Below are 18,875 nucleotides of genomic sequence, written 5' to 3'. Positions count from 1 at the left end.
GCGCAACTGTTACTCACGCACCTGACGAAGATAGCCCGCCCCGGTAAGGACTACAAGTGGAACTGGCCTATTACTCGGACTACGCCGTACGTCTGGTCAACAGCGAGGAGCCGGGTCGCAACAAGGACAAGCTGACGTCCGTCGACGCGGTCCGTGAGCTGTTCGGCGGCAACTCCCAGGCGGCACGCCGCGCCACGGACTCCGATGTCACCCGCTTCCGCGGCGTACGGGCCAGGCTCAGGGCGGTCTTCGAGGCGGCCGACGGCGGCGACGAGACCCTCGCCGTGGACCTGCTGAACTCACTGCTCATGGAGTTCCCCGTCAGCCCGCAGATCTCGGGGCACGACCACCGCGACGACGACGGCAACCCGCTGTGGCACATGCACTTGGCGGACCACCCGTCGAACGCGACCTCCGGGTACGCGGCGATCGCCGCGATGGGCCTCGCCTTCCACCTCACCGAGCACGGCGTCGACCGCCTCGGCCTGTGCGAGGCAGCGCCCTGCCGCAACGCCTATCTCGACACGTCGACAAACCGTTCCCGACGCTACTGCTCGGACCGCTGCGCGACCCGCGCCAATGTCGCCGCCTACCGTGCCCGCAAGCGCTTGGAGACGGAGCGGTCGGCCAGCACCGGCCGCGCGGCCGAGACGGCCCAGCGCAGCAGGGTGAACGGCGATCGGTGACCTGACCTGAACCGGGGCGGGCGGTAGCGGAACCACACCTTCCCCAGGACGAGTTCCTCGGGCACCGTGCCGTAGTCCGTGCTGTCCCCTCCCGCGTACGCGTTGTCCCCGAGCACCCACCAGCCGCCCTCGCGCCGTTCGGCTGCGCGCTTGACGACCAACAGGTCCTGCTGGAACGGATGGCGGAGCACCACGACGTCACCCGCTCGGACGCGCGCGCCCCACTGCACCACCAGGCGATCCCCGTGGTACAGCGTCGGAACCATCGAAGGGCCCGTCACCTCGGCCGCACCCAACGGCACGATGGCCCTTCTCCGTTCGCTCTCCTGCGACAGCTCCGGCATCACCGGCACCTCCCCGGTCCAATCCTCCACCAGTCCCAGTCTGACCCTGGACTTTTGTCCTAAGCCCAAGGGGGCACTCGCGAAAACCCGTCTCTCACGGAGTAATGTCCCACCTGAGAAGACGATCACGAGGAAGGACCGCTGCATGCTTTCCCGCCTGTTTGCCCCCAAGGTAAAGGTCAGCGCCCACTGCGACCTCCCCTGCGGCGTGTACGACCCGGCCCAGGCCCGCATCGAGGCCGAGTCGGTCAAGGCCGTCCAGGAGAAGATGGCCGGCAACGACGACGCGCAGTTCCAGACGCGTGCCATCGGCATCAAGGAGCAGCGCGCGGAGCTCGCCAAGCACCACGTTTCGGTGCTCTGGAGCGACTACTTCAAGCCCCCGCACTTCGAGAAGTACCCGGAGCTGCACCAGCTGGTCAACGACACCCTCAAGGCCCTCTCGGCCGCCAAGGGCTCGTCGGACCCGGCCACGGGCCAGAAGGCGCTGGACTACATCGCCCAGATCGACAAGATCTTCTGGGAGACCAAGAAGGCCTGACCTCCACCGGTCGGCCTCCGAGGTAACTCTGGGCACACGAAAGCACCCGGCATCCGCGCGGAGCCGGGTGCTTTCGGCTTTTCGTCATCCCTGCAGCGCGGCCAGGCCCTTCCGCAGGTCATCGGCGTTCATCACCGGGTAGATCTCGATCTCGGCACCGAGCTCCAGGAAGAACGGCTCCCCGATGGACGGCATCTCCGAGCTGTCCTGCATGTCGAAGACGAAGGTGGCGGTCCTGCCGCCGTCACTGGGGCCGAAGTACGCCGCCTCCGGCTTGAGCCGTTCCGTGATCGACTGCATCAGCTTCGGCATCGTGCCGTTCTTGATCGCCTCGTTCGAGACCTGGGTGTCCAGACGCGCTCTCAACATGACCCTCATGGCACTCACTCCTCCCTCCCAGGGTCCCGCCGAACGCCGCCGCCCGCATTAGATAAATCGGTTGCAGCCCCGCATCGCCCCCTGCTGCACTAGCCGTACGCCTCGACCCGTCAAGGAGATGCAATGCGCCGTTTGTCCATGTCCAGCCAGAAGGGAATCGCCATCAACCCAGAGGACATGACACTCCGTGCATCCGTCGAGCACGTCCAACACCCTGAATTTGGGGATCCTGGCGCATGTTGACGCCGGAAAGACCAGCCTGACCGAGCGGCTCCTGCACGCCGCCGGTGTCATCGACGAGATCGGTCGCGTCGATGCGGGCAACACCCAGACCGACTCGCTGGCCCTCGAGCGACGGCGCGGCATCACGATCAAGTCCGCCGTCGTCTCCTTCGCCGTCGACGACGTCACCGTCAATCTCATCGACACCCCCGGCCACCCGGACTTCATCGCCGAGGTCGAGCGGGTGCTCAGCGTGCTGGACGGCGCCGTACTCGTCGTCTCGGCCGTCGAAGGCGTCCAGGCGCAGACCCGCGTGCTCATGCGGACGCTGCGGCGGCTGCGCATTCCCACACTCGTCTTCGTGAACAAGATCGACCGACGCGGCGCGCGCCACGAGGAGCTGTTGCGCGACATCGCGGAGCGGCTCACCGCGGACATCGTGCCCCTGGGGACGGTCCGTGGCCCCGGCGGTCGCGACGCGGCCTTCGTGCCCTTCGCCGCCGGCGATCCCGCCTTCACCGCCCGCCTCGTCGACGTACTCGCCGCGCACGACGACGCCCTGCTCTCCGCGTACGTCGACGACGAGGCGGGCCTCCCCCACGAGCGGCTCCGGGCCGCACTCGGCACGCAGACCGGGCGGGCGCTGGTGCACCCGGTGTTCTTCGGTTCGGCCGCCACCGGCGCGGGCGTCGGTGAACTCATCGCGGGGATCCGGGAGTTGCTGCCCTCCGAGGACGGCGCCCTGCGCGCCGACGATCCCGTGTCCGGCACCGTCTTCAAGGTCGAGCGTGGCGACGCCGGGGAGAAGATCGCCTACGTACGGATGTTCGCGGGGACGGTGAGCACGCGCGACCGGCTGCCGTTCGGCGACGGGCGCGAGGGCAAGGTCACCGCGGTCAGCGTCTTCGACCGCGGGTCCGCCGCCCCGCGCGCGGGTGTCCGCGCGGGGCAGATCGGGAAGTTGTGGGGGCTCGGCGACATCCGGATCGGCGATGTCGTCGGCGCACCGCGCCCCGACGGCAGAGGAGGGGACGGTCAGCGCTTCTTCTCGCCGCCCACCCTGGAGACCGTCGTCGTCCCCGCCCGCCCCGGCGACAGAGGCGCCCTGCATCTCGCGCTCGCCCAGCTCGCCGAGCAGGACCCGCTGATCGATCTGCGGCAGGACGACCTCCGCCAGGAGGTGTACGTATCGCTGTACGGCGAGGTCCAGAAGGAGGTCATCCAGGCGACGCTCCTCGACGAGTACGGACTCGACGTCGCGTTCCGCGAGACCACGACCATCTGCGTGGAGCGCGTGACGGGCAGCGGGTCCGCGTACGAGATCATCGGCACCGACTCCAACCCGTTCCTGGCCACGGTCGGGCTCCGCGTCGATCCCGGTCCGCCGGATTCGGGCGTGGAGTTCCGCCTGGAGATCGAGCTCGGTTCGATGCCGTACGCGTTCTTCCGTGCCGTCGAGGAGACCGTGCGCGAGACGCTGCTCCAGGGGGTCCACGGGTGGCAGGTCGACGACTGTGTCGTCACCATGACGCACTCCGGCTACTGGCCCCGCCAGAGCCACGCCCACGGCACCTTCGACAAGAGCATGTCGAGCACGGCCGGGGACTTCCGGCAGCTGACCCCGCTGATCCTGCTGAGCGCTCTGCGGCGGGCCGGCACCGCCGTGCACGAGCCGCTGCACCGCTTCCGGCTCAGCGTCCCCGAGGACGTGTTCGGGCAGCTCCTGCCCGCGCTCTCCCGGCTGCGCGCGGTCCCGCACACCCAGACGGCGCGCGGGGCCTCGTACGTGGTCGAGGGAGAGATCCCCGCGGCCCGCGTCCACGAGCTGGAGCAGCTGCTGCCCTCGCTGACGCGCGGCGAGGGCGAGCTGGAGTCCGCCTTCGAGCGGTACCAGCCGGTCCGGGGCGAGGCCCCGGACCGGCCGCGCACCGACCGCAATCCGCTCTGCCGCAAGGAGTACCTGAGGGAGGTGGCGGGGGTCCGGCGCTGAGGCCGTCGCGGGGGCGGGCCCCGTGACGGAGAGAGGTGGCGGGGGTCCGGCGCTGAGGCCGTCGCGGGGGCGGGCCCCGTGACCGGCGTCGGCCCCGCGATCGGCGTCGGCCCCGCGACCGGCGTCTACCCCGCGGTCAGGCGCGGAACGCGGGGAGGCCGAGGGCGCGCACGCGGGCCGGGTCGACGAGGATGTTGAGCTCGACGATCCTGCCGTTCGAGATCGTGAACTCCATGACCGAGAACACCTCGTCGCCCGGCACCGCGACCAGGCCGAGCCTGCCGTTGACCATCGCGAACTCGGTACGCGGCGCTCCCTCGGCGAACATCGCGGCCTGCCCTGCGACCACCTGCGCGCCACGCACCAGCTTCGAGAGCCCGGAGGACAGTTCGCCGGTGTCGGCACGCAACACCACATCCGGATCGAGCAGTTCGAGCAGGGCGTCGAAGTCGCCGCCCCGCGCCGCGGCGAGGAAGGCGCCGACGACCTCGCGCTGGCGCACCGGGTCATTGTCGGGGGTGGGCGCCGAGCCCTGCACCCGGCGGCGGGCCCGGCTCGCCAGTTGCCGGGTGGCGGCCGGGGTGCGCTCCACGATGGGGGCGACCTCGTCGAAGGGCACGGCGAACATGTCGTGCAGGACGAAGGCGAGGCGCTCGGCGGGCGCGAGAGTCTCCAGGACGACGAGGAGCGCGAGGCCGACCGAGTCGGCGAGCAGCACCTCCTGCTCGGGGTCGACCACCTCTCCCCAGCTCACGACCGGGTCAGGCACGTGCGTGTCCAGCGAGAGCGACAGGGAGTCCTCGCGCCGCGACTGCCGCGCCCGCAGCATGTCGAGGCAGATCCGGCCGACGACGGTCGTCAGCCAGCCCCCGAGGTTCACCACCTCGCTGGTGTCGGCGCGGCTGAGCCGGAGCCAGGTCTCCTGGACCGCGTCGTCGGACTCGCTGAGCGAACCGAGCATGCGATAGGCGACGGCCTTCAGTTGCGGGCGGTGCTCCTCGAAGCGGGCCGCGAGCGCTTCGTTCTTGTCCACTGCCGCTTGGTTCTGGTCCATCTGTCACATTCCCTCGTCGCGATCCGTCGTAGAAGTGACGCACCGTGCAGCGCACTTGGAGGAGAACATTAATGAACACCTATTCGCGGCTGATGGGACAGGGCATATGAGCACGGAGACCGCAGCACCCCGCTCCCCCGAACAGCGCAAGCAGGACGCCCTGCACCGCCTCGCCCACGACATCGACGCGTGGGTGGCGACGGCCGACGCGGAGAGCGGGACCCCGTATCTGATCCCGCTGTCCTTCAGCTGGGACGGCGAGAGCCTGCTGGTCGCCACTCCGGAATCCAGCGTCACCGCCCGCAACCTCCGGGCGACCGGCAAGGCGCGGGTCGGCGTCGGTCCGACCCGCGACCTCATCCTCATCGAAGGGGCCGTACGCGCCCTCGGCGAGGACGAGTTGACCGCCGAGGACCGTGCGGCCTTCGCCACGAAGACGGGCTTCGACCCGGGCAAGCTCGCCACCGCGTACACCTACTTCCGCATCACCCCCCAGCGGCTCCAGGCCTGGCGCGAGGCCGACGAGCTCCAGGGCCGTGAGCTGATGCTTGGCGGGCGGTGGACGGTTCGGTGAGCCGGGCGGGGCCGCCGGGTTCCGGGGCCGGGGGTCAGCTGTCGCCGAGCACCGGGGCCAGCGCGTCCCGCAGGTCGTCGGGGCCCGTGTAGTGGAGCCCCGCCATGCCGAGTGCGACGGCCGCGTCCACGTTCTCCTTGCGGTCGTCCACGAACAGGCAGCGCTCGGCGGGGACCCCGGCCCGCTCCAGGGCGATCTCGTAGATCCGGCGGTCCGGCTTGACGACGCCGATGTCGGCGCTGCCGACCACGGTGTGCGCGAGGTCCGCGATGCCGAGCCGGGCCAGGTCGTCGTCGAGCCAGGGCGTCGCGTTCGTCACGAGGGCCACGTGCAGGTGCGCGCCGGCCCGCCGCAGCAGGTCCACCACGGTGGCGTCGGCGGAGAACCCGGCCTCGGCGAGCGCGGTGCCCAGGGCGTGCCCGCGCTCGTACGGCACCCGGTCAGCGAGGCCGCGCGCGATCGCCTCCACCCACTCCTCCTTGCCGATGTTCCCGAGCATCAGCGGCAGATCCGTCTCGGGCGCGAAGGCGACCTCGGCGGTGCTGCCGTGCGGGAGGCCTGCGGCGCGCTCGATCTCCTCCACCTGCGACATGTCGTAGAAGCGGATCACGCCGTCGAGGTCACAGAGCACGGCGTCGAACGGCAGCGGCGGCTCGGACGGCACGGTCTGGTCGGTCTGGTCGGTGTGGTCGGTGTGGTCGGTCTGCGCGGGCGGCATCGGCCAGGTGAAGCGCAGCTTCTCCTTGGCGTCGGCGCCGATCCGGCCGTAGAAGCGGATTGCGCCCTCGTTCCACGCGGGGGTCTGCCACTGGACCTCGGTGAGGCCCAGGGCGCGGGCCTCGGCCGCCACCGCGTCCGTCAGGAGCCGCCCGAGGCCGAGGCCGCGGTGTCCGTCGCGCAGGAAGAGGCAGTCCATGTGGAGGTACTCGGCGCCGTCCCACGTGGAGACCTCCGGCGCGCACGTGGCGTAGCCGACGACATCGCCTCCGGGCAGCTCGGCCACCAGGCAGCGCAGGCGCGGGTCGGGCACCCCGAAGAGAAGCGCGTCGAGTCGCCGATCCAGGCCGGGGGCGGGCGGCGCACCCTTCTCGTACGCGGCGTGCTCGGCGACGAGTTCCACGATGCGGGGGAGGTCGGCGGGGCGGGCTGGGCGGACGCGGGGCACTTCGATGGCCTCGGGGGCTTCGGAGGCTTCGGGAGCTTCGCCGTTGTGTGTGCCACCCTGCGCGCGGGATCCGTCGTACGTCATCGGGGTCCCCCCGCGCTCGCGAGCGCCGATTCCCCCGCGCTCGCGAACACCGATTCCTCCGCGATCGCGACCACCGATTCCTCGTCAAGCTCGGTCATGTCCATCCGCCCATCAGAGCACCCGCTCCACATTGGCCCGCATCCGGTCCTGGTCGGCGCGCACCGCCTCGTACGCGTCCTTGTGGCGGGCCACGTCGGCGCGCTGCTTCTCCGCCCTGACCGTCCACCACACACCGGCCGTGTTGTGCTCCCGCTTGCACTCGACGTCGGCGGTGGCCGTGGCCAGTTCCTTCTTCGTCCGGTCGGTGTTGCCGCCGTCGTTGTTCATACGGCCCCATGCCTTGTCCCGGTACGCGTCGCTCGGGGTCTTGTAGCGCTCGACTCCCTTGCTCTCCATGCACCCGGCCCAGGTGTCGATGGCCTCGCGCACCCGCTTGTCCTTGCCCACCGCCTTGTCCACGCTCAGGCTCCGCTGCGAGACGTACGTCCACATGCGCGTCCTGTCCCGTACGCCTTCGGTGAGGCGCTCGGCACCGCTGTTCGCGCAGCCGCCGGACTCGAAGGACTCGTACTCGGCCTCTGTCATGACGCGGCCCTTGGGTCGCGCCGCGTCGGCCGGGGAGTGGTCCGGGTCCGAGCCGTAGCCGTAGCGGCGGGCGCTGTCGAGATCGAGCGGTCCGTACGGATACGACGTGATCGACACCGCGATCAATGATGCCGCCTCCATGTTCTTCGGCTTCTTCGGATGGAGCGGGAAGTCCTCGAAGCCGAGCTTCCGCATGCAGCTCCGCGTCATGCGCGCCTGCGCCTCCGTCAGCCGCGTGCTGTCGCGCGTACTGAACTCGTAGCGGTCCAGCGGCAGTTCAGGAAGATCTTTCTCCTCCTTCACGGAGGGCACGCCGGGATCACCGTCACCCGCGCCTCCCCCGGACGTACCGGACCCGCATCCCGAGAGTCCCGCGAGGCCCGCGACCACAAGCCCCACGACAGCCCACCGGGTCATCCCCCGCAGCCCCATCAGTCCGTCCCCTCCCCAGGTGACTCACGAACCGGAACTGTCGGACCATACCCCCCGCAGTCGCGCGACCCATGGGTGTGCGCCGTACACGGTCTCCACCGCCCATGCCAGCCACACCCGTTGGGGCTCGGACAGCACGGGGAGTGCCGCGTCGAAGTCCCGCTCGTCCTTCGGGCGGAGTGACTTCGCCTTGTAGAAGAGCTGGATCTCCGGCGCAAGGCGGGGGATGCCGTCCGGGCCGACCAGGCCGATCTCTTCGAGGGGCCGCCGCACCCGCGGGTCACGGCACGACACCCACACGGGGCCGCCGGATTCCCCGACCTTCGCGGAGTCCTCGGACGCCTCGGACGCCTCAGACTCCTCAGACTCCTCAGACTCCTCAGACTCCTCAGACTCCTCCAGCATGATCTGAATGCGCCACGGCTCCCCCGCCCCGGCCCTGCACCAGATGTCGTGCACGCCTGACGGCAGCACCTCCCCCGGCAGCCACCGCCGCAGTGTCCCCGGTGGATCGGCGGCCCACCACTCCCAACGCGGCAGCACGTCCTGCACGGCCAGCTGATCGCGGCGCAGCAGGGCTACGTCGATGTCGGCGTGCTCCCGGAAAGCGTGCCCGACGGCCAGCTCCACCGCGTATCCACCGGCGATCCACCACGGGACGTCCGACTGCCCGAACAGGTCGGCGACTTCCGCCGGCGGGGCCGGTTCCCAGGGCCCCCACGGGGTCTCCGTACGCATCACCAGCCCCCTCTCACGCCCTCACACCTCACGCCCCCCATGCCTCACGCCCCCAGTTCCGCGTCCACCAGGGACCGCACCTCGTCCTCCGACAGCCCCAGCGCCCGCGCTTCGGCGACGAACGCCCTGACCCGCTCCCCCAGTTGAGCCCGCGCCTGCGCCACGGCGCCGTCCACGACGATCGCGCCGCGCCCCCGCCTCAGCTCGATCAGGCCCTCGTCGCGAAGCCGCTGGTAACCCCGCAGCACCGTATGGACGTTGACCCCAAGGGAGTCGGCGAGCATCCGCGCCGCGGGCAGGCGCTCGCCCGGCCGTACCGAGCCGTCGGCGACGGCGCGGCGCGCGCAGCCGGCGATCTGGTCGGCGAGCGGTACCGACGAAGTCGTGTCGATCCGGAACAGCATGCTGTCAGCGCCGCCCGTCCTGAGGAGCGATACCGCCTGCTTCGCCTGCCTGGTCCAGCCGCTCCACCAGCGTGTTCAGGAGCGCGGCGGCCGTCGCGGAGTCCTCCACGGTGACGGCGAAGTCCTTGCCGTTCGTCCGCCGGACGACCAGCGCATCGCCCGACCGCATGATGACGCCGGAACGTCCGGGCACGATGCGGTAGCCCCAACCCCCGTAGTCCGCGAAGGCGTTGACCCGGCGGCTGTCCGCCCGCTCTATGCGGTCCAGCGGCAACCGGATACGCGGCCAGGACACAAGGCCCGGCGACACCGTGAGCCCACGCCGGTCCACGGTGACGCAGGCCCGCGCGAGCGCGGCGATCAGCACTCCGGGCACGAACAGGGACAGGGGCGTGAGCCAGCTGCCGTCCGTCAGCCCCATGGTGACGACGCCCGCGACCGCAAGGGCGACGCCCATCCCGCTCAGCACCCGGGAGCCTGTCCGCCGCACCCAGCCGGCGACCTCGTCCCGCCCCAAGTCGAGCCTTTCCGCGCCCACTTGACCGCCCGGACCCAGCGGCGGACGCGTGTCGGGCAGCGGTACGAACCGCGCGAGCCCCGCCCCCATGCCCGCCGCGAGCCCGGCGACCCCGACCGCGACAGCGAGCTGCCACAGGGGGAACACCGCCGCCGTACCGTCCGCGGTGCCGCGGTTGGCGACCAGGCTCGCGCCCATCACCCAGGCCAGGAGCCCGGACGTCGCGTACGCACCGGCGAGCAGCCCGCGGAGTCCGCGCCGGTAGGTGGCGAAGTCACTCCTCAGCGCAAGGAAGGCGCTGACCGCGCCGAGCACGACGAACACCGCGACCAGCATCGCGAGGAACCCGCCGTGCCCCACATAGCCGTCCGCCTCCCCATCGCCACCGAAGTGCCGGGCAAGCCGGCCGGGCAGTTGATCACGGACCGTCGCGTACACCGCCAGGTCGGCGGCGAGTCCGAGTACGAAGGGGAGCGCGCCGAGCAGCGCGACGCGAGCGTCACCGAAATGACGGGCGTCACGGGTGTCACGACGGGATGAGCCAGCAACCGATGCCATGAAAACCTCCATTGTTAGCATCCTAGTAGAACAATGGAGACACACGGAAGGGCGAAGGGTCGATCCTCGTGCCTCAGTCGTCGTCGGAGCGCGCCGGCGCGGGCTCCGCCTCGACCGGTTCAGGTTCCGCGAGCATCACGCCCTGCACGCGCTCCTCGCGCTCCTCGCGCTCCTCGCGTTCGTCGACGCACGCGTCACACCGCGGGTTGTGGCACGGACCGGGGCCCCACACAGGGACGAACACACCCATCCGCTTGCGCCGTTTGATGGCCGTACCGACAGGCCGTCCACAGCTCGCGCACACCGGCTCGCCCTGCGGGCGGGGGCCGGACCGGCTCCCATCGCTGCCCATACGCGCAGGATATGGCGGCCGGCCCGGACCGGGAAGCTTCGCGGAACTCTGGGCTCGGATTACTTTCCCTCTCCCCGCAGGGGGAAGAAAGGCAAAGGCTGAACCGTCGCCTCACCCCCGTCGCATTCCATCCGTGTCGAGCTTCCCCTCCACCACCTGCCGCGCGCACTCCGCGAGCCGCAGCCGGTTCGCCCGCGCATACTGCCGCAGCGCCGCGAACGCCTCGTCGACCGTGCACTTCCAGCGCTCGGCGAGCACGCCCTTCGCCTGCTCGATGACGATCCTGCTGGTAAGCGCCTCCTGCAACCGGCCGCGCTCCACCTCGCTCCGCTCCAGGGAACGCCGCTGCAGTACGGCGATCGCGGCGACGTCCGCGAGTGCCTGCGCGAGCCCGAGATTGTCGGGGCCCAGCGCCTGCGGCTTCGCCTGGAACAGGTTCAGCGTGCCGATGACCTGCTCGCCTCGCCGCAGGGGCAGCACCTGCAGCATCTCGTGGCCGGTCTCCAGGGCACACGCCGCGAACTGCGGCCAGGCGGCGAACGCTTCCAGGCTGCCGAGGTCGACGTTCGTGTGCGCCGTGCCGGAGCGGTAGCAGTCCAGACTCGGCCCCGCCTCCTGCTCCAGGGCGAACAGCTCGAGCACCCAGGCGTCCTCGCCGGACGTGGCCACGAGCCCCAACTCGCCCTGGGCATCCGCCAGCAGGACACCCGCGGCCGAGACCCCGAGCAGTTCCACGCAGCGTGCGGCCAGGCTCCGCAGCAACTCGACGACGTCGAAGCCCTCGGTCAAGGAATCGGCCAACTCCACGAATGTCTCCGCCAGAAGTCGTTCGCGGGACGTGGCAGCGGACACTTCACGGGTCATCTCGTCGGACAGTTCACCGGACAGTTCGTCGGCCACTTCGTGGGGCAGTTCGCGGGACATGAGGCTAGCCGCCCTTCGTTGCGCCTCCGGACAACACAGCGGTACTGCAACGACTTTAGGCGAATCAGCTGCTGTGGCGACCACTCACGCCAAAAGGCACAGGCTCCCGCCACATCGGCCACAGCTGCGGCCCTTCCGGCAATTCGACGGCATTTCCAGTGAAATGGAATCCGAGCCGTGTGTACAGTGCGCGGCTGCGGCTGTTGCTCGCCTCCAGATAGGCGTGCAGCCCTTCGCGGTCGCACCGGTCGAGAACGGCGCCGATCAGCGCGGAGCCGAGCCCTTCGCCCTGTCGCTCGGGGCTCACGCCGATCATGTGGAGGTACTGGTGGGCCCGGTCGGTCGGGTGCGCCTCGCCGGTCAGCCTGCCGATCTCCTCGACGCGGGCGTTGTCCGGGTCGACGGCCGCGCGAAGCTGCGCGGGCCCCTCCTCCTCGCCCTCCTGCTCACCCGCGGGGACGGACCACCACAGCGCGGCGGCCGTGCCGTCCTCCGTGACGTCGACGAAGCCCTGGCCCAGCGCGAGGTCGAAGAAGGCTTCCATCAGGCCGGCGTGCCTGCGGCGGCGATGCTCCTCGCCGGGGAAGACCCAGCTGCTCACCGGATCGTCGATGAACGCCTCGTCGAGCAACCGGACCACGTCCGATCTGTCGCTCTCCCCGGCCCTCCGGATCACTACGCCCACAGCCCGCCCCTTATTGCCCCTCGACCACGCTCAACTGCGTGCATCGATCCGCCGGTTGCTTCGGCTGCAGCCTAGGTGATCGCGTCCCGGCACACGGGCGAGCCCCGCACCCCGGCCGGATCCCGGCGGAGTGCGGAGCTCGACGGTCGCGTACGACCGCCCTGTTCGGCCCGTTCAGTGCGTACGCCGCGTCACGAACTCCGCGAGCGCCAGCAGGCCACCCGCCGCCTCCGGGTCGGGCACCGCGCGGGCGAGCTGGTTGATCGCGCGGGACATCCGGTCGCCCGCGTGCAGCAGCGCCCAGTCCCTGCCGCCGGCCGCCTCGACGGCGTGCGCCATGCGTTCCAGGTCGTCGGCCTTCTCGGGGTGACTGTCCTCCTCTGAGTGCTTCGGGGGGCCGGGTGACGGCCGTCCGTACAGCTCTGCCAGTTCGGTGGCGGCCGGGGTGCCCGAAGCCAGCGCCGCGACCACCGGCAGGGACTTCTTGCGGGCCGCGAGATCGGCACGGGCCGGTTTGCCGGTGTGCCCCGGATCGCCCCAGATGCCGATCACGTCGTCGATCAGCTGGAAGGCGAGCCCCGCCTCACGGCCGAATCCGTCGAGCGCGTCCACCGTGCTCCGCCCCGCCCCCGCGTACAGCGCCCCCAGCGCGCAGGCGCAGCCGAGCAGCGCCCCCGTCTTGGCCTCGGCCATGGCGAGGCACTCGTCGAGCGTGACCTCGTCCGGGCCGCGCCGTTCGAGCGCGCCGTCCGCCTGCTGGCCCTCGCAGAGTTCCACCACGCAGGAGGCGAGCCGGGCGGCCGCCGCCGAGGACCCGGGGTGCGGGTCATCGGCGAGCAGCCGCTGCGCCAGCGCCTGGAGCGCGTCACCAGCCAGGACCGCGTCGGATTTACCGAACACGGTCCATGCGGTGGGCCGGTGCCTGCGGGTGGTGTCGTGGTCGATGACGTCGTCGTGCAGCAGCGTGAAGTTGTGGGTCAACTCCACTGCCGCCGCGGCCCGGACGGCCATGGCCTGGTTCCCGCCCAGCGCGCGCACCGCGGCGAGCACGAGCGCGGGCCTGATCGCCTTGCCCGCGTGCCCGGCCGCCGGTGTGCCGTCCGCCAGCTCCCAGCCGAAGTGGTAGAGCGCGATGCGGCGCATCGCCCCGGGCAGCGAGTCGATCGCCCTGCGCAGCTCGGGGTCGACGCGCAGCCGCGCCGCCGTCAGGATCTCCGCCGCTTCGGACGCCTCGTGATCTACGGCGGGTCCCTGCCCCGTCTCCGTCATGTCCGTCGTCGTATCCGTCATGGACTCACCCCGGGGAGGATGCGGACGGTGGCGATTCCTGGGCCTGTGGGCGCGTACGGAAGGGGTCTACCCGGCGGGGCGTCCACAGACACGGCCTCACCGCCAGCGGCCGATCTCGACGTTCTCCAGGACCCCCAGCGCGTCCGGCACGAGGACCGCCGCGGAGTAGTAGGTCGACACGAGGTACGAGATGATCGCCTGCTCGCTGATCCCCATGAAGCGCACGGACAGGCTCGGTTCGATCTCGTCCGGGATACCCGTCTGGTGCAGGCCCACGACGCCCTGCTCCTCCTCGCCCGTACGCATGCAGATGATCGAGGTGGTGCGGGCCTCGGTGACCGGGATCTTGTTGCATGGGAAGATCGGCACCCCGCGCCAGGTGGGGATGCGGTTACCCCCCATGTCGATGGTCTCCGGCACGAGGCCGCGCTTGTTGAGCTCGCGGCCGAACGCGGAAATCGCGCGCGGGTGGGCCAGGAAGAGCTTCGATCCCCGCCTGCGGCTGAGCAGTTCGTCCATGTCGTCCGGGCTCGGTACGCCGTCGTGCGGCTGCAGCCGCTGTTCGTACTCGCAGTTGTTGAGCAGTCCGAACTCTCGGTTGTTGATCAGCTCGTGCTCCTGGCGCTCCTTGAGCGCCTCGACCGTCAGCCGCAGCTGCTGTTCGGTCTGGTTCATCGGCTGGTTGTAGAGGTCGGCCACGCGCGTGTGGATGCGCAGAACGGTCTGGGCGACGCTCAGTTCGTACTCGCGGGGTGCCGCGTCGTAGTCGACGTACGTGCCCGGGAGCACGGCTTCGCCGACGTGTCCCGCGGAGAGGTCGATGGGCGCCTCGCCGAACTTGTTCGTCCGCTGGGCCGGGATGGAGCGCAGCCGGCGCAGATGCTCGCGCAGCGAGTCCGCGCGCTCCGCGACCTGATCCAGGTCCTGACGGGGCAGCGTGAGTACGGTGCACGCGGTCACCGCGCGCGTCGTGTACTCCCAGATGGCCTCCGGGTCGAGCAGGGCCTGCTCGCCGAAGTACGAACCGTCGGCGAGCGATCCGAGGACCGTGTCGTCGCCGTACGGACCGGTGCCGATCTTCTCGACCCTGCCGTGCGCGAGCAGGAACACCTCGTCGGCCTGGCTGCCGAAGGAGGTGATGACGGCGCCCGCGGCGAACTCCCGCTGCTGGCAGCGCTGGGCCAGCTCCCCCAGGACCTCGATGTCCTCGTAGTCCCGCAGGACCGGCAGTTCGCCGAGCTCCGCGGGGATGACCTGCACCCGGTCTCCGGTCTTCACGAACGTCACCCGGCCGTCGCCGACCGAGTAACTCAGCCTTCGGTTCACCCGGTACGTACCGCCCTGCACCTGCACCCATGGCAGTGTCCGCAGGAGCCAGCGTGAGCTGATCTCCTGCATCTGCGGTGCGGACTTGGTGGTGGTGGCCAGATTCCGTGCGGCCGACGTCCCCAAGCTCTGCTGCGGCCCGGACTGTTCCGCGCGAACCTCTTCGCCTACCGACATTGGCAATGCCCTCCCGATCAAGCGCTGATCTGCACCGACAACCCTTCCAGCACGGTGCGTGCGCGCGCCATTACACAAACGAGCGGGAATGGATCACGCGAGACGGGGCACTCACCCGCGTACCAGGAACCGGCGTCCCGACGGCGGGGAACTCCAAGATCCGTGCACCCGTTCAACAGGACACGAGCGATATTCTGTCTGCACCGATATGTACCAATCCGCACCAATCCGTAGGAGACAGCAATGGCAGGCTTCCTGGATCGCGCCAAGGAACAGGCGCAGCGCGGACTCACCCAGGGCAAGCAGAAGATCGACGAGGTCCAGGCGCAGCGCACGGGCGGCGACCTCCTGAAGAAGCTGGGCGCGGCGTATTACGCGCAGCAGCACGGCACGGGCACCCCCGACGCCACCCAGCAGGCCCTGCAGGCGCTCGAAGCGCACATCGCGACGAACGGCGACGCGTTCCTGCACAGTGGCGACCACCGCGGCTGACCGAATCGGCTCGCACGGTGCCCGAACAGCCACGGAATACATCCGAATGGCTGGTCCGGGCACCGTCGTTCCGGTAAAAGCGGACTAACAAGACGTCCGCGACAGGCGGCCGTCGTGCTCCGCAAAGGAACCCGCCATGGCCCCACCCATGTCCGCGGCCCGCTTTCTCGACGTACTCAAGGACGAAGGCGTGACGGTCGTCGAAGTCGGCGACTGGCCTCACCACAACCGCAACCACAAGGGGCCCTGGGGGCCCGTGCACGGCGTGATGATCCACCACACGGTCACGTCCGGAAGTGCGCGGACGGTGGAGATCTGCCGTGACGGGCACGCCTCGCTGCCCGGCCCGCTCTGTCACGGCGTCATCACCAAGGACGGCCGCGTCCACCTCGTCGGGTACGGCCGCGCCAACCACGCGGGCCTGGGCGACGACGACGTCCTGCGCGCGGTCATCGCCGAGAAGGCGCTCCCGCCGGACAACGAGGCGAACACCGACGGAAACCGCCACTTCTACGGCTTCGAGTGCGAGAACCTCGGCGACGGAAAGGATCCCTGGCCCGACGCGCAGCTGGAGGCCATCGAGAAGGTCTCGGCAGCCATCTGCCGCCACCACGGCTGGAACCAGCGTTCGGTGATCGGCCACCTCGAATGGCAGCCGGGCAAGGTGGACCCCCGGGGCTTCACCATGAAGACCATGCGGGAGCGCATCGAGGAGCGCCTCAAGTAAGCCGGGGGGCGACTCCGGCGAGCAGACCGTGCCGTGCCCGTGCCCGTGCCCGCCGGCACGGCGCCGGGCAGAATGGCGGGGTGAGCACCACCCCGCCGACCACCCCGCACCCCCGGCTCCCGTCCCCGCTCCAGGAGCTCCGGGACGACCGATTCACGCGGCACGGCGTCACTCTCACCCTCAAGCGGGACGACCTGATCCACCCGGACCTCCCCGGCAACAAGTACCGCAAGCTCTTCCTGAACCTGGACGCCGCCGTGGCAGCGGGCCACGACGCCCTGCTGACCTTCGGCGGCGCCTACTCCAACCACCTCAGGGCGACCGCCGCGGCGGGCCGCCTCCTCGGCATGGACACCGTCGGCGTCGTCCGCGGCGACGAACTCGCCGGGCGCCCCCTGAACCCGTCGCTGTCGCAATGCGCGGCCGACGGAATGCGCCTGCACTTCATCGACAGATCGACGTACCGCAGGAAGACCCACCCGGAGGTCCTGGCCGCCCTCCTGCGTACGACAGGCGCAAACGCCCCCTACGTCATCCCCGAAGGGGGCAGCAACTCCCTTGCCGTACAAGGCTGCACGGCCCTGGGCGAGGAGCTGCGCGGCCACACCGACACGGCGGCCGTGGCCTGCGGCACCGGCGGCACCCTGGCCGGCATGGCCGCGGGCCTCGCCCCGGACCAGCGCGCGCTGGGCATACCCGTACTCAAGGGCGGCTTCCTCGGCCCGGAGATACGGGCGCTGCAACAGCGGACGTTCGGCTCACCCACCGCCAACTGGCAGTTGGACGAGCGCTTCCACTTCGGCGGCTACGCCCGCACGTCTCCTGAACTCACCGCGTTCGCAAACGACTTCGAGGACCGGCACGGCATTCCGGTGGAGCGCGTCTACGTGGCCAAGCTCCTCTACGCGCTGACAGCCCTCTCCGAAGAGGGCACGTTTCCCCCCGGCAGCAGCGTGACGGCCGTGATCACCGCCACGGACCCGGTGCCGCCCACGGGTCAGTCCTCGACCTCCCGGTAGGCCGCTGCCTCCTCCAGGTCCAGCTTCCGCAGCAGCGTCCGCATCATCTCGTCGTCGATGCGCCGCTCGTCCCGCATGGTCACGAACACCTCCCGCTCCGCGGCGATCGCCTCCCGGGCGAGCCTGCGGTAGGTGTCGTCCGCGGACTCGCCCGTCACGGGGTTGGACTGACCGAGCCGCTCCCAGACGGAGTTGCGGCGCCGCTCGAGGACGGTGCGCAGACGGTCCTGGAGGGGCTGCGGGAGGCGGTTGCGCTCGTCCTCCATGAGTTCGTCCACCCGCCGCTCCGCGGCCTGCGAGGCGGCGTTCTGCGCCTGCGCCTCCGCGAGCGTCTCCGCCTGGGTGTCGCGCCCCGGCAGCTTCAGGACCCGGATCAGCCACGGCAGCGAGAGCCCCTGCACGACCAACGTGCCGATCACCGTGGTGAAGGTCAGGAAGAGCACGAGATTGCGCGCGGGGAACGGCTCCCCGTCGTCCATGACGAGCGGGATCGAGAAGGCGATCGCCAGCGACACCACGCCGCGCATCCCGGCCCAGCTGACGATCAGCGGCCGCCGCCAGTCCATGTCGCTCTCCCGCTCCTTGATGCGCGTCGAAAGGGCCCGCGGCAGATAGGTCGCCGGGTACGACCAGACGAAGCGCGCGAGCACGACGAAGAAGAAGACCCCCAGGGCGTACGAGACGGCCTGGGCCCCGCTGTACTCACCCAGCCCCTCGATCACGAGCGGCAGTTGCAGGCCGATGAGCGCGAAGACCGCCGACTCCAGGATGAACGCGACCACCTTCCAGACGGCGGCCTCCTGGAGCCGCGTCTCGAAGTCGACCTCCCAGGAGCGGTGGCCCAGGAACAGGGCGACGACGACCACGGCGAGCACTCCGGAGGCACCGACCTGCTCGGCGGCCGCGTACGCGACGAAGGGGATCAGCAAGGAGAGGGTGTTCTGCAGCATCGCCTCCTTCATGTGCCGCCGCAGCCAGTGGATCGGCACCATGAGGATCAGTCCGACGCCGACCCCGCCGACCGCGGCCACCAGGAACTCCCAGATCCCGCCCGCCCAGCTCGCGCCCTCGCCGACCGCCGCCGCCAGGGCGACCTTGTAGGCGGTGATCGCGGTCGCGTCGTTCACCAGGGACTCGCCCTGGAGGATCGTGGTGATCCGTGGCGGCAGCCCCACCTTCCGCGCGATGGCCGTGGCCGCCACCGCGTCCGGCGGCGCGATCACCGCGCCGAGCACCAGCGCGGCGGTCAGCGGCAGATCAGGGATGAGCAGATACGCGGCCCAGCCGACGGCGACGGTCGCGAACAGCGTGTACCCGACCGAGAGCAGCGCCACGGGTCTGATGTTGGCGCGCAGATCGAGGTACGAGCTCTCCAGGGCCGCGGTGTGCAGCAGGGGCGGCAGGATCAGCGGCAGCACGATGTGCGGGTCCAGGTGGTAGTCCGGGACCCCGGGCACGTACGCGGCCCCGAGTCCCACCGCGACGAGCAGCAGCGGCGCGGGCACGGGCGTCCAGCGCGCGGCTCCGGCCACCGCCGCGCTCGCCGCGATCAGTGCCACCAGGGGCAATACGTCCATCGGTCCAGCCCTCCGCGATACGCGTTCCCGTCGT

Annotated in this window: 21 protein-coding genes; 7 read left to right on the top strand and 14 right to left on the bottom strand. The window is 70.5% G+C overall.

The window, feature by feature from the left end; genetic code table 11:
- The first annotated feature begins 56 nt into the window (after positions 1 to 56).
- Positions 57 to 686 carry a CGNR zinc finger domain-containing protein gene (locus AC5P1C_RS31190; protein ID WP_493869292.1) on the top strand — a complete coding sequence of 210 codons (630 nt, stop codon included), beginning with the start codon at positions 57 to 59 and terminating at the stop codon, positions 684 to 686.
- On the opposite strand, the gene sodX is transcribed toward AC5P1C_RS31190, so the two are convergent.
- A complete protein-coding gene (gene sodX / locus AC5P1C_RS31185) occupies positions 590 to 1,030 on the bottom strand; it encodes a nickel-type superoxide dismutase maturation protease (protein ID WP_493869338.1) in 441 nt (146 codons plus the stop codon). The two genes, AC5P1C_RS31190 and sodX, sit on opposite strands and share 97 nt — an antisense overlap.
- Before the next feature lie 145 nt (positions 1,031 to 1,175).
- On the opposite strand from sodX, the gene sodN reads away from it, so the two are divergent.
- Positions 1,176 to 1,571 (top strand): superoxide dismutase, Ni, encoded by a 396-nt coding sequence (gene sodN, locus AC5P1C_RS31180; protein ID WP_190081992.1) that lies wholly within the window; start codon positions 1,176 to 1,178, stop codon positions 1,569 to 1,571.
- Between the two features lie 84 nt (positions 1,572 to 1,655).
- Here the strand turns inward: sodN and AC5P1C_RS31175 are convergent, their stop codons facing one another.
- Positions 1,656 to 1,949, bottom strand: coding sequence for a hypothetical protein (locus AC5P1C_RS31175; RefSeq protein ID WP_493869291.1), 294 nt, complete (start codon positions 1,947 to 1,949; stop codon positions 1,656 to 1,658).
- Between the two features lie 187 nt (positions 1,950 to 2,136).
- Between AC5P1C_RS31175 and AC5P1C_RS31170 the strand changes: the two genes are divergently transcribed.
- Positions 2,137 to 4,161, top strand: coding sequence for a GTP-binding protein (locus AC5P1C_RS31170; RefSeq protein ID WP_493869290.1), 2,025 nt, complete (start codon positions 2,137 to 2,139; stop codon positions 4,159 to 4,161).
- 136 nt (positions 4,162 to 4,297) lie between these two features.
- Here the strand turns inward: AC5P1C_RS31170 and AC5P1C_RS31165 are convergent, their stop codons facing one another.
- Complete coding sequence (locus tag AC5P1C_RS31165) at positions 4,298 to 5,215, bottom strand: sigma-70 family RNA polymerase sigma factor (protein ID WP_493869289.1); 918 nt, start codon at positions 5,213 to 5,215, stop codon at positions 4,298 to 4,300.
- Positions 5,216 to 5,321: 106 nt separating this feature from the next.
- Between AC5P1C_RS31165 and AC5P1C_RS31160 the strand changes: the two genes are divergently transcribed.
- Positions 5,322 to 5,789: a pyridoxamine 5'-phosphate oxidase family protein gene (locus AC5P1C_RS31160; protein WP_493869288.1), complete on the top strand. Its 468-nt coding sequence runs from the start codon at positions 5,322 to 5,324 to the stop codon at positions 5,787 to 5,789.
- A gap of 34 nt (positions 5,790 to 5,823) precedes the next feature.
- On the opposite strand, the gene AC5P1C_RS31155 is transcribed toward AC5P1C_RS31160, so the two are convergent.
- The 10 genes from AC5P1C_RS31155 to AC5P1C_RS31110 all read right to left on the bottom strand — a co-directional run bounded on the left by AC5P1C_RS31155 (position 5,824) and on the right by AC5P1C_RS31110 (position 15,026).
- Positions 5,824 to 7,038 (bottom strand): GNAT family N-acetyltransferase, encoded by a 1,215-nt coding sequence (locus AC5P1C_RS31155; RefSeq protein ID WP_493869287.1) that lies wholly within the window; start codon positions 7,036 to 7,038, stop codon positions 5,824 to 5,826.
- A 111-nt stretch (positions 7,039 to 7,149) separates the two neighbouring features.
- Positions 7,150 to 8,040: a hypothetical protein gene (locus tag AC5P1C_RS31150; RefSeq protein ID WP_493869286.1), complete on the bottom strand. Its 891-nt coding sequence runs from the start codon at positions 8,038 to 8,040 to the stop codon at positions 7,150 to 7,152.
- Positions 8,041 to 8,079: 39 nt separating this feature from the next.
- Positions 8,080 to 8,793 carry a nucleotidyltransferase domain-containing protein gene (locus AC5P1C_RS31145; protein ID WP_493869285.1) on the bottom strand — a complete coding sequence of 238 codons (714 nt, stop codon included), beginning with the start codon at positions 8,791 to 8,793 and terminating at the stop codon, positions 8,080 to 8,082.
- 44 nt (positions 8,794 to 8,837) lie between these two features.
- Positions 8,838 to 9,197 carry a GntR family transcriptional regulator gene (locus tag AC5P1C_RS31140; protein ID WP_493869284.1) on the bottom strand — a complete coding sequence of 120 codons (360 nt, stop codon included), beginning with the start codon at positions 9,195 to 9,197 and terminating at the stop codon, positions 8,838 to 8,840.
- Between the two features lie 4 nt (positions 9,198 to 9,201).
- The gene (locus AC5P1C_RS31135; RefSeq protein ID WP_493869283.1) at positions 9,202 to 10,272 is read right to left on the bottom strand and encodes an SdpI family protein; all 1,071 of its coding nucleotides are present in this window, start codon (positions 10,270 to 10,272) and stop codon (positions 9,202 to 9,204) included.
- A 73-nt stretch (positions 10,273 to 10,345) separates the two neighbouring features.
- Positions 10,346 to 10,624 carry a hypothetical protein gene (locus AC5P1C_RS31130; protein WP_493869282.1) on the bottom strand — a complete coding sequence of 93 codons (279 nt, stop codon included), beginning with the start codon at positions 10,622 to 10,624 and terminating at the stop codon, positions 10,346 to 10,348.
- 111 nt (positions 10,625 to 10,735) lie between these two features.
- Complete coding sequence (locus AC5P1C_RS31125; RefSeq protein ID WP_493869281.1) at positions 10,736 to 11,548, bottom strand: ANTAR domain-containing protein; 813 nt, start codon at positions 11,546 to 11,548, stop codon at positions 10,736 to 10,738.
- 64 nt (positions 11,549 to 11,612) lie between these two features.
- Complete coding sequence (locus AC5P1C_RS31120) at positions 11,613 to 12,233, bottom strand: GNAT family N-acetyltransferase (RefSeq protein WP_493869280.1); 621 nt, start codon at positions 12,231 to 12,233, stop codon at positions 11,613 to 11,615.
- A 174-nt stretch (positions 12,234 to 12,407) separates the two neighbouring features.
- Positions 12,408 to 13,502 (bottom strand): family 2 encapsulin nanocompartment cargo protein polyprenyl transferase, encoded by a 1,095-nt coding sequence (locus AC5P1C_RS31115; protein ID WP_493869337.1) that lies wholly within the window; start codon positions 13,500 to 13,502, stop codon positions 12,408 to 12,410.
- Between the two features lie 117 nt (positions 13,503 to 13,619).
- On the bottom strand, positions 13,620 to 15,026 hold the full coding sequence (locus AC5P1C_RS31110) for a family 2B encapsulin nanocompartment shell protein (RefSeq protein ID WP_493869279.1): 1,407 nt from the start codon (positions 15,024 to 15,026) through the stop codon (positions 13,620 to 13,622).
- Positions 15,027 to 15,269: 243 nt separating this feature from the next.
- On the opposite strand from AC5P1C_RS31110, the gene AC5P1C_RS31105 reads away from it, so the two are divergent.
- From AC5P1C_RS31105 to AC5P1C_RS31095, 3 genes are all read left to right on the top strand, one after another.
- Complete coding sequence (locus AC5P1C_RS31105; protein WP_493869278.1) at positions 15,270 to 15,518, top strand: hypothetical protein; 249 nt, start codon at positions 15,270 to 15,272, stop codon at positions 15,516 to 15,518.
- Between the two features lie 136 nt (positions 15,519 to 15,654).
- On the top strand, positions 15,655 to 16,245 hold the full coding sequence (locus AC5P1C_RS31100; protein ID WP_493869277.1) for an N-acetylmuramoyl-L-alanine amidase: 591 nt from the start codon (positions 15,655 to 15,657) through the stop codon (positions 16,243 to 16,245).
- 80 nt (positions 16,246 to 16,325) lie between these two features.
- The gene (locus AC5P1C_RS31095) at positions 16,326 to 17,264 is read left to right on the top strand and encodes a 1-aminocyclopropane-1-carboxylate deaminase/D-cysteine desulfhydrase (RefSeq protein ID WP_493869276.1); all 939 of its coding nucleotides are present in this window, start codon (positions 16,326 to 16,328) and stop codon (positions 17,262 to 17,264) included.
- On the opposite strand, the gene AC5P1C_RS31090 is transcribed toward AC5P1C_RS31095, so the two are convergent.
- A complete protein-coding gene (locus tag AC5P1C_RS31090) occupies positions 17,243 to 18,841 on the bottom strand; it encodes a Na+/H+ antiporter (protein WP_493869275.1) in 1,599 nt (532 codons plus the stop codon). The genes AC5P1C_RS31095 and AC5P1C_RS31090 overlap by 22 nt on opposite strands.
- Positions 18,842 to 18,875 lie beyond the last annotated feature (34 nt).

The organism is Streptomyces sp. A18, from assembly GCF_059026065.1.
The sequence above is the reverse complement of the archived record's forward strand: the minus strand, read 5'-3'. Positions and strand labels throughout refer to the sequence as shown.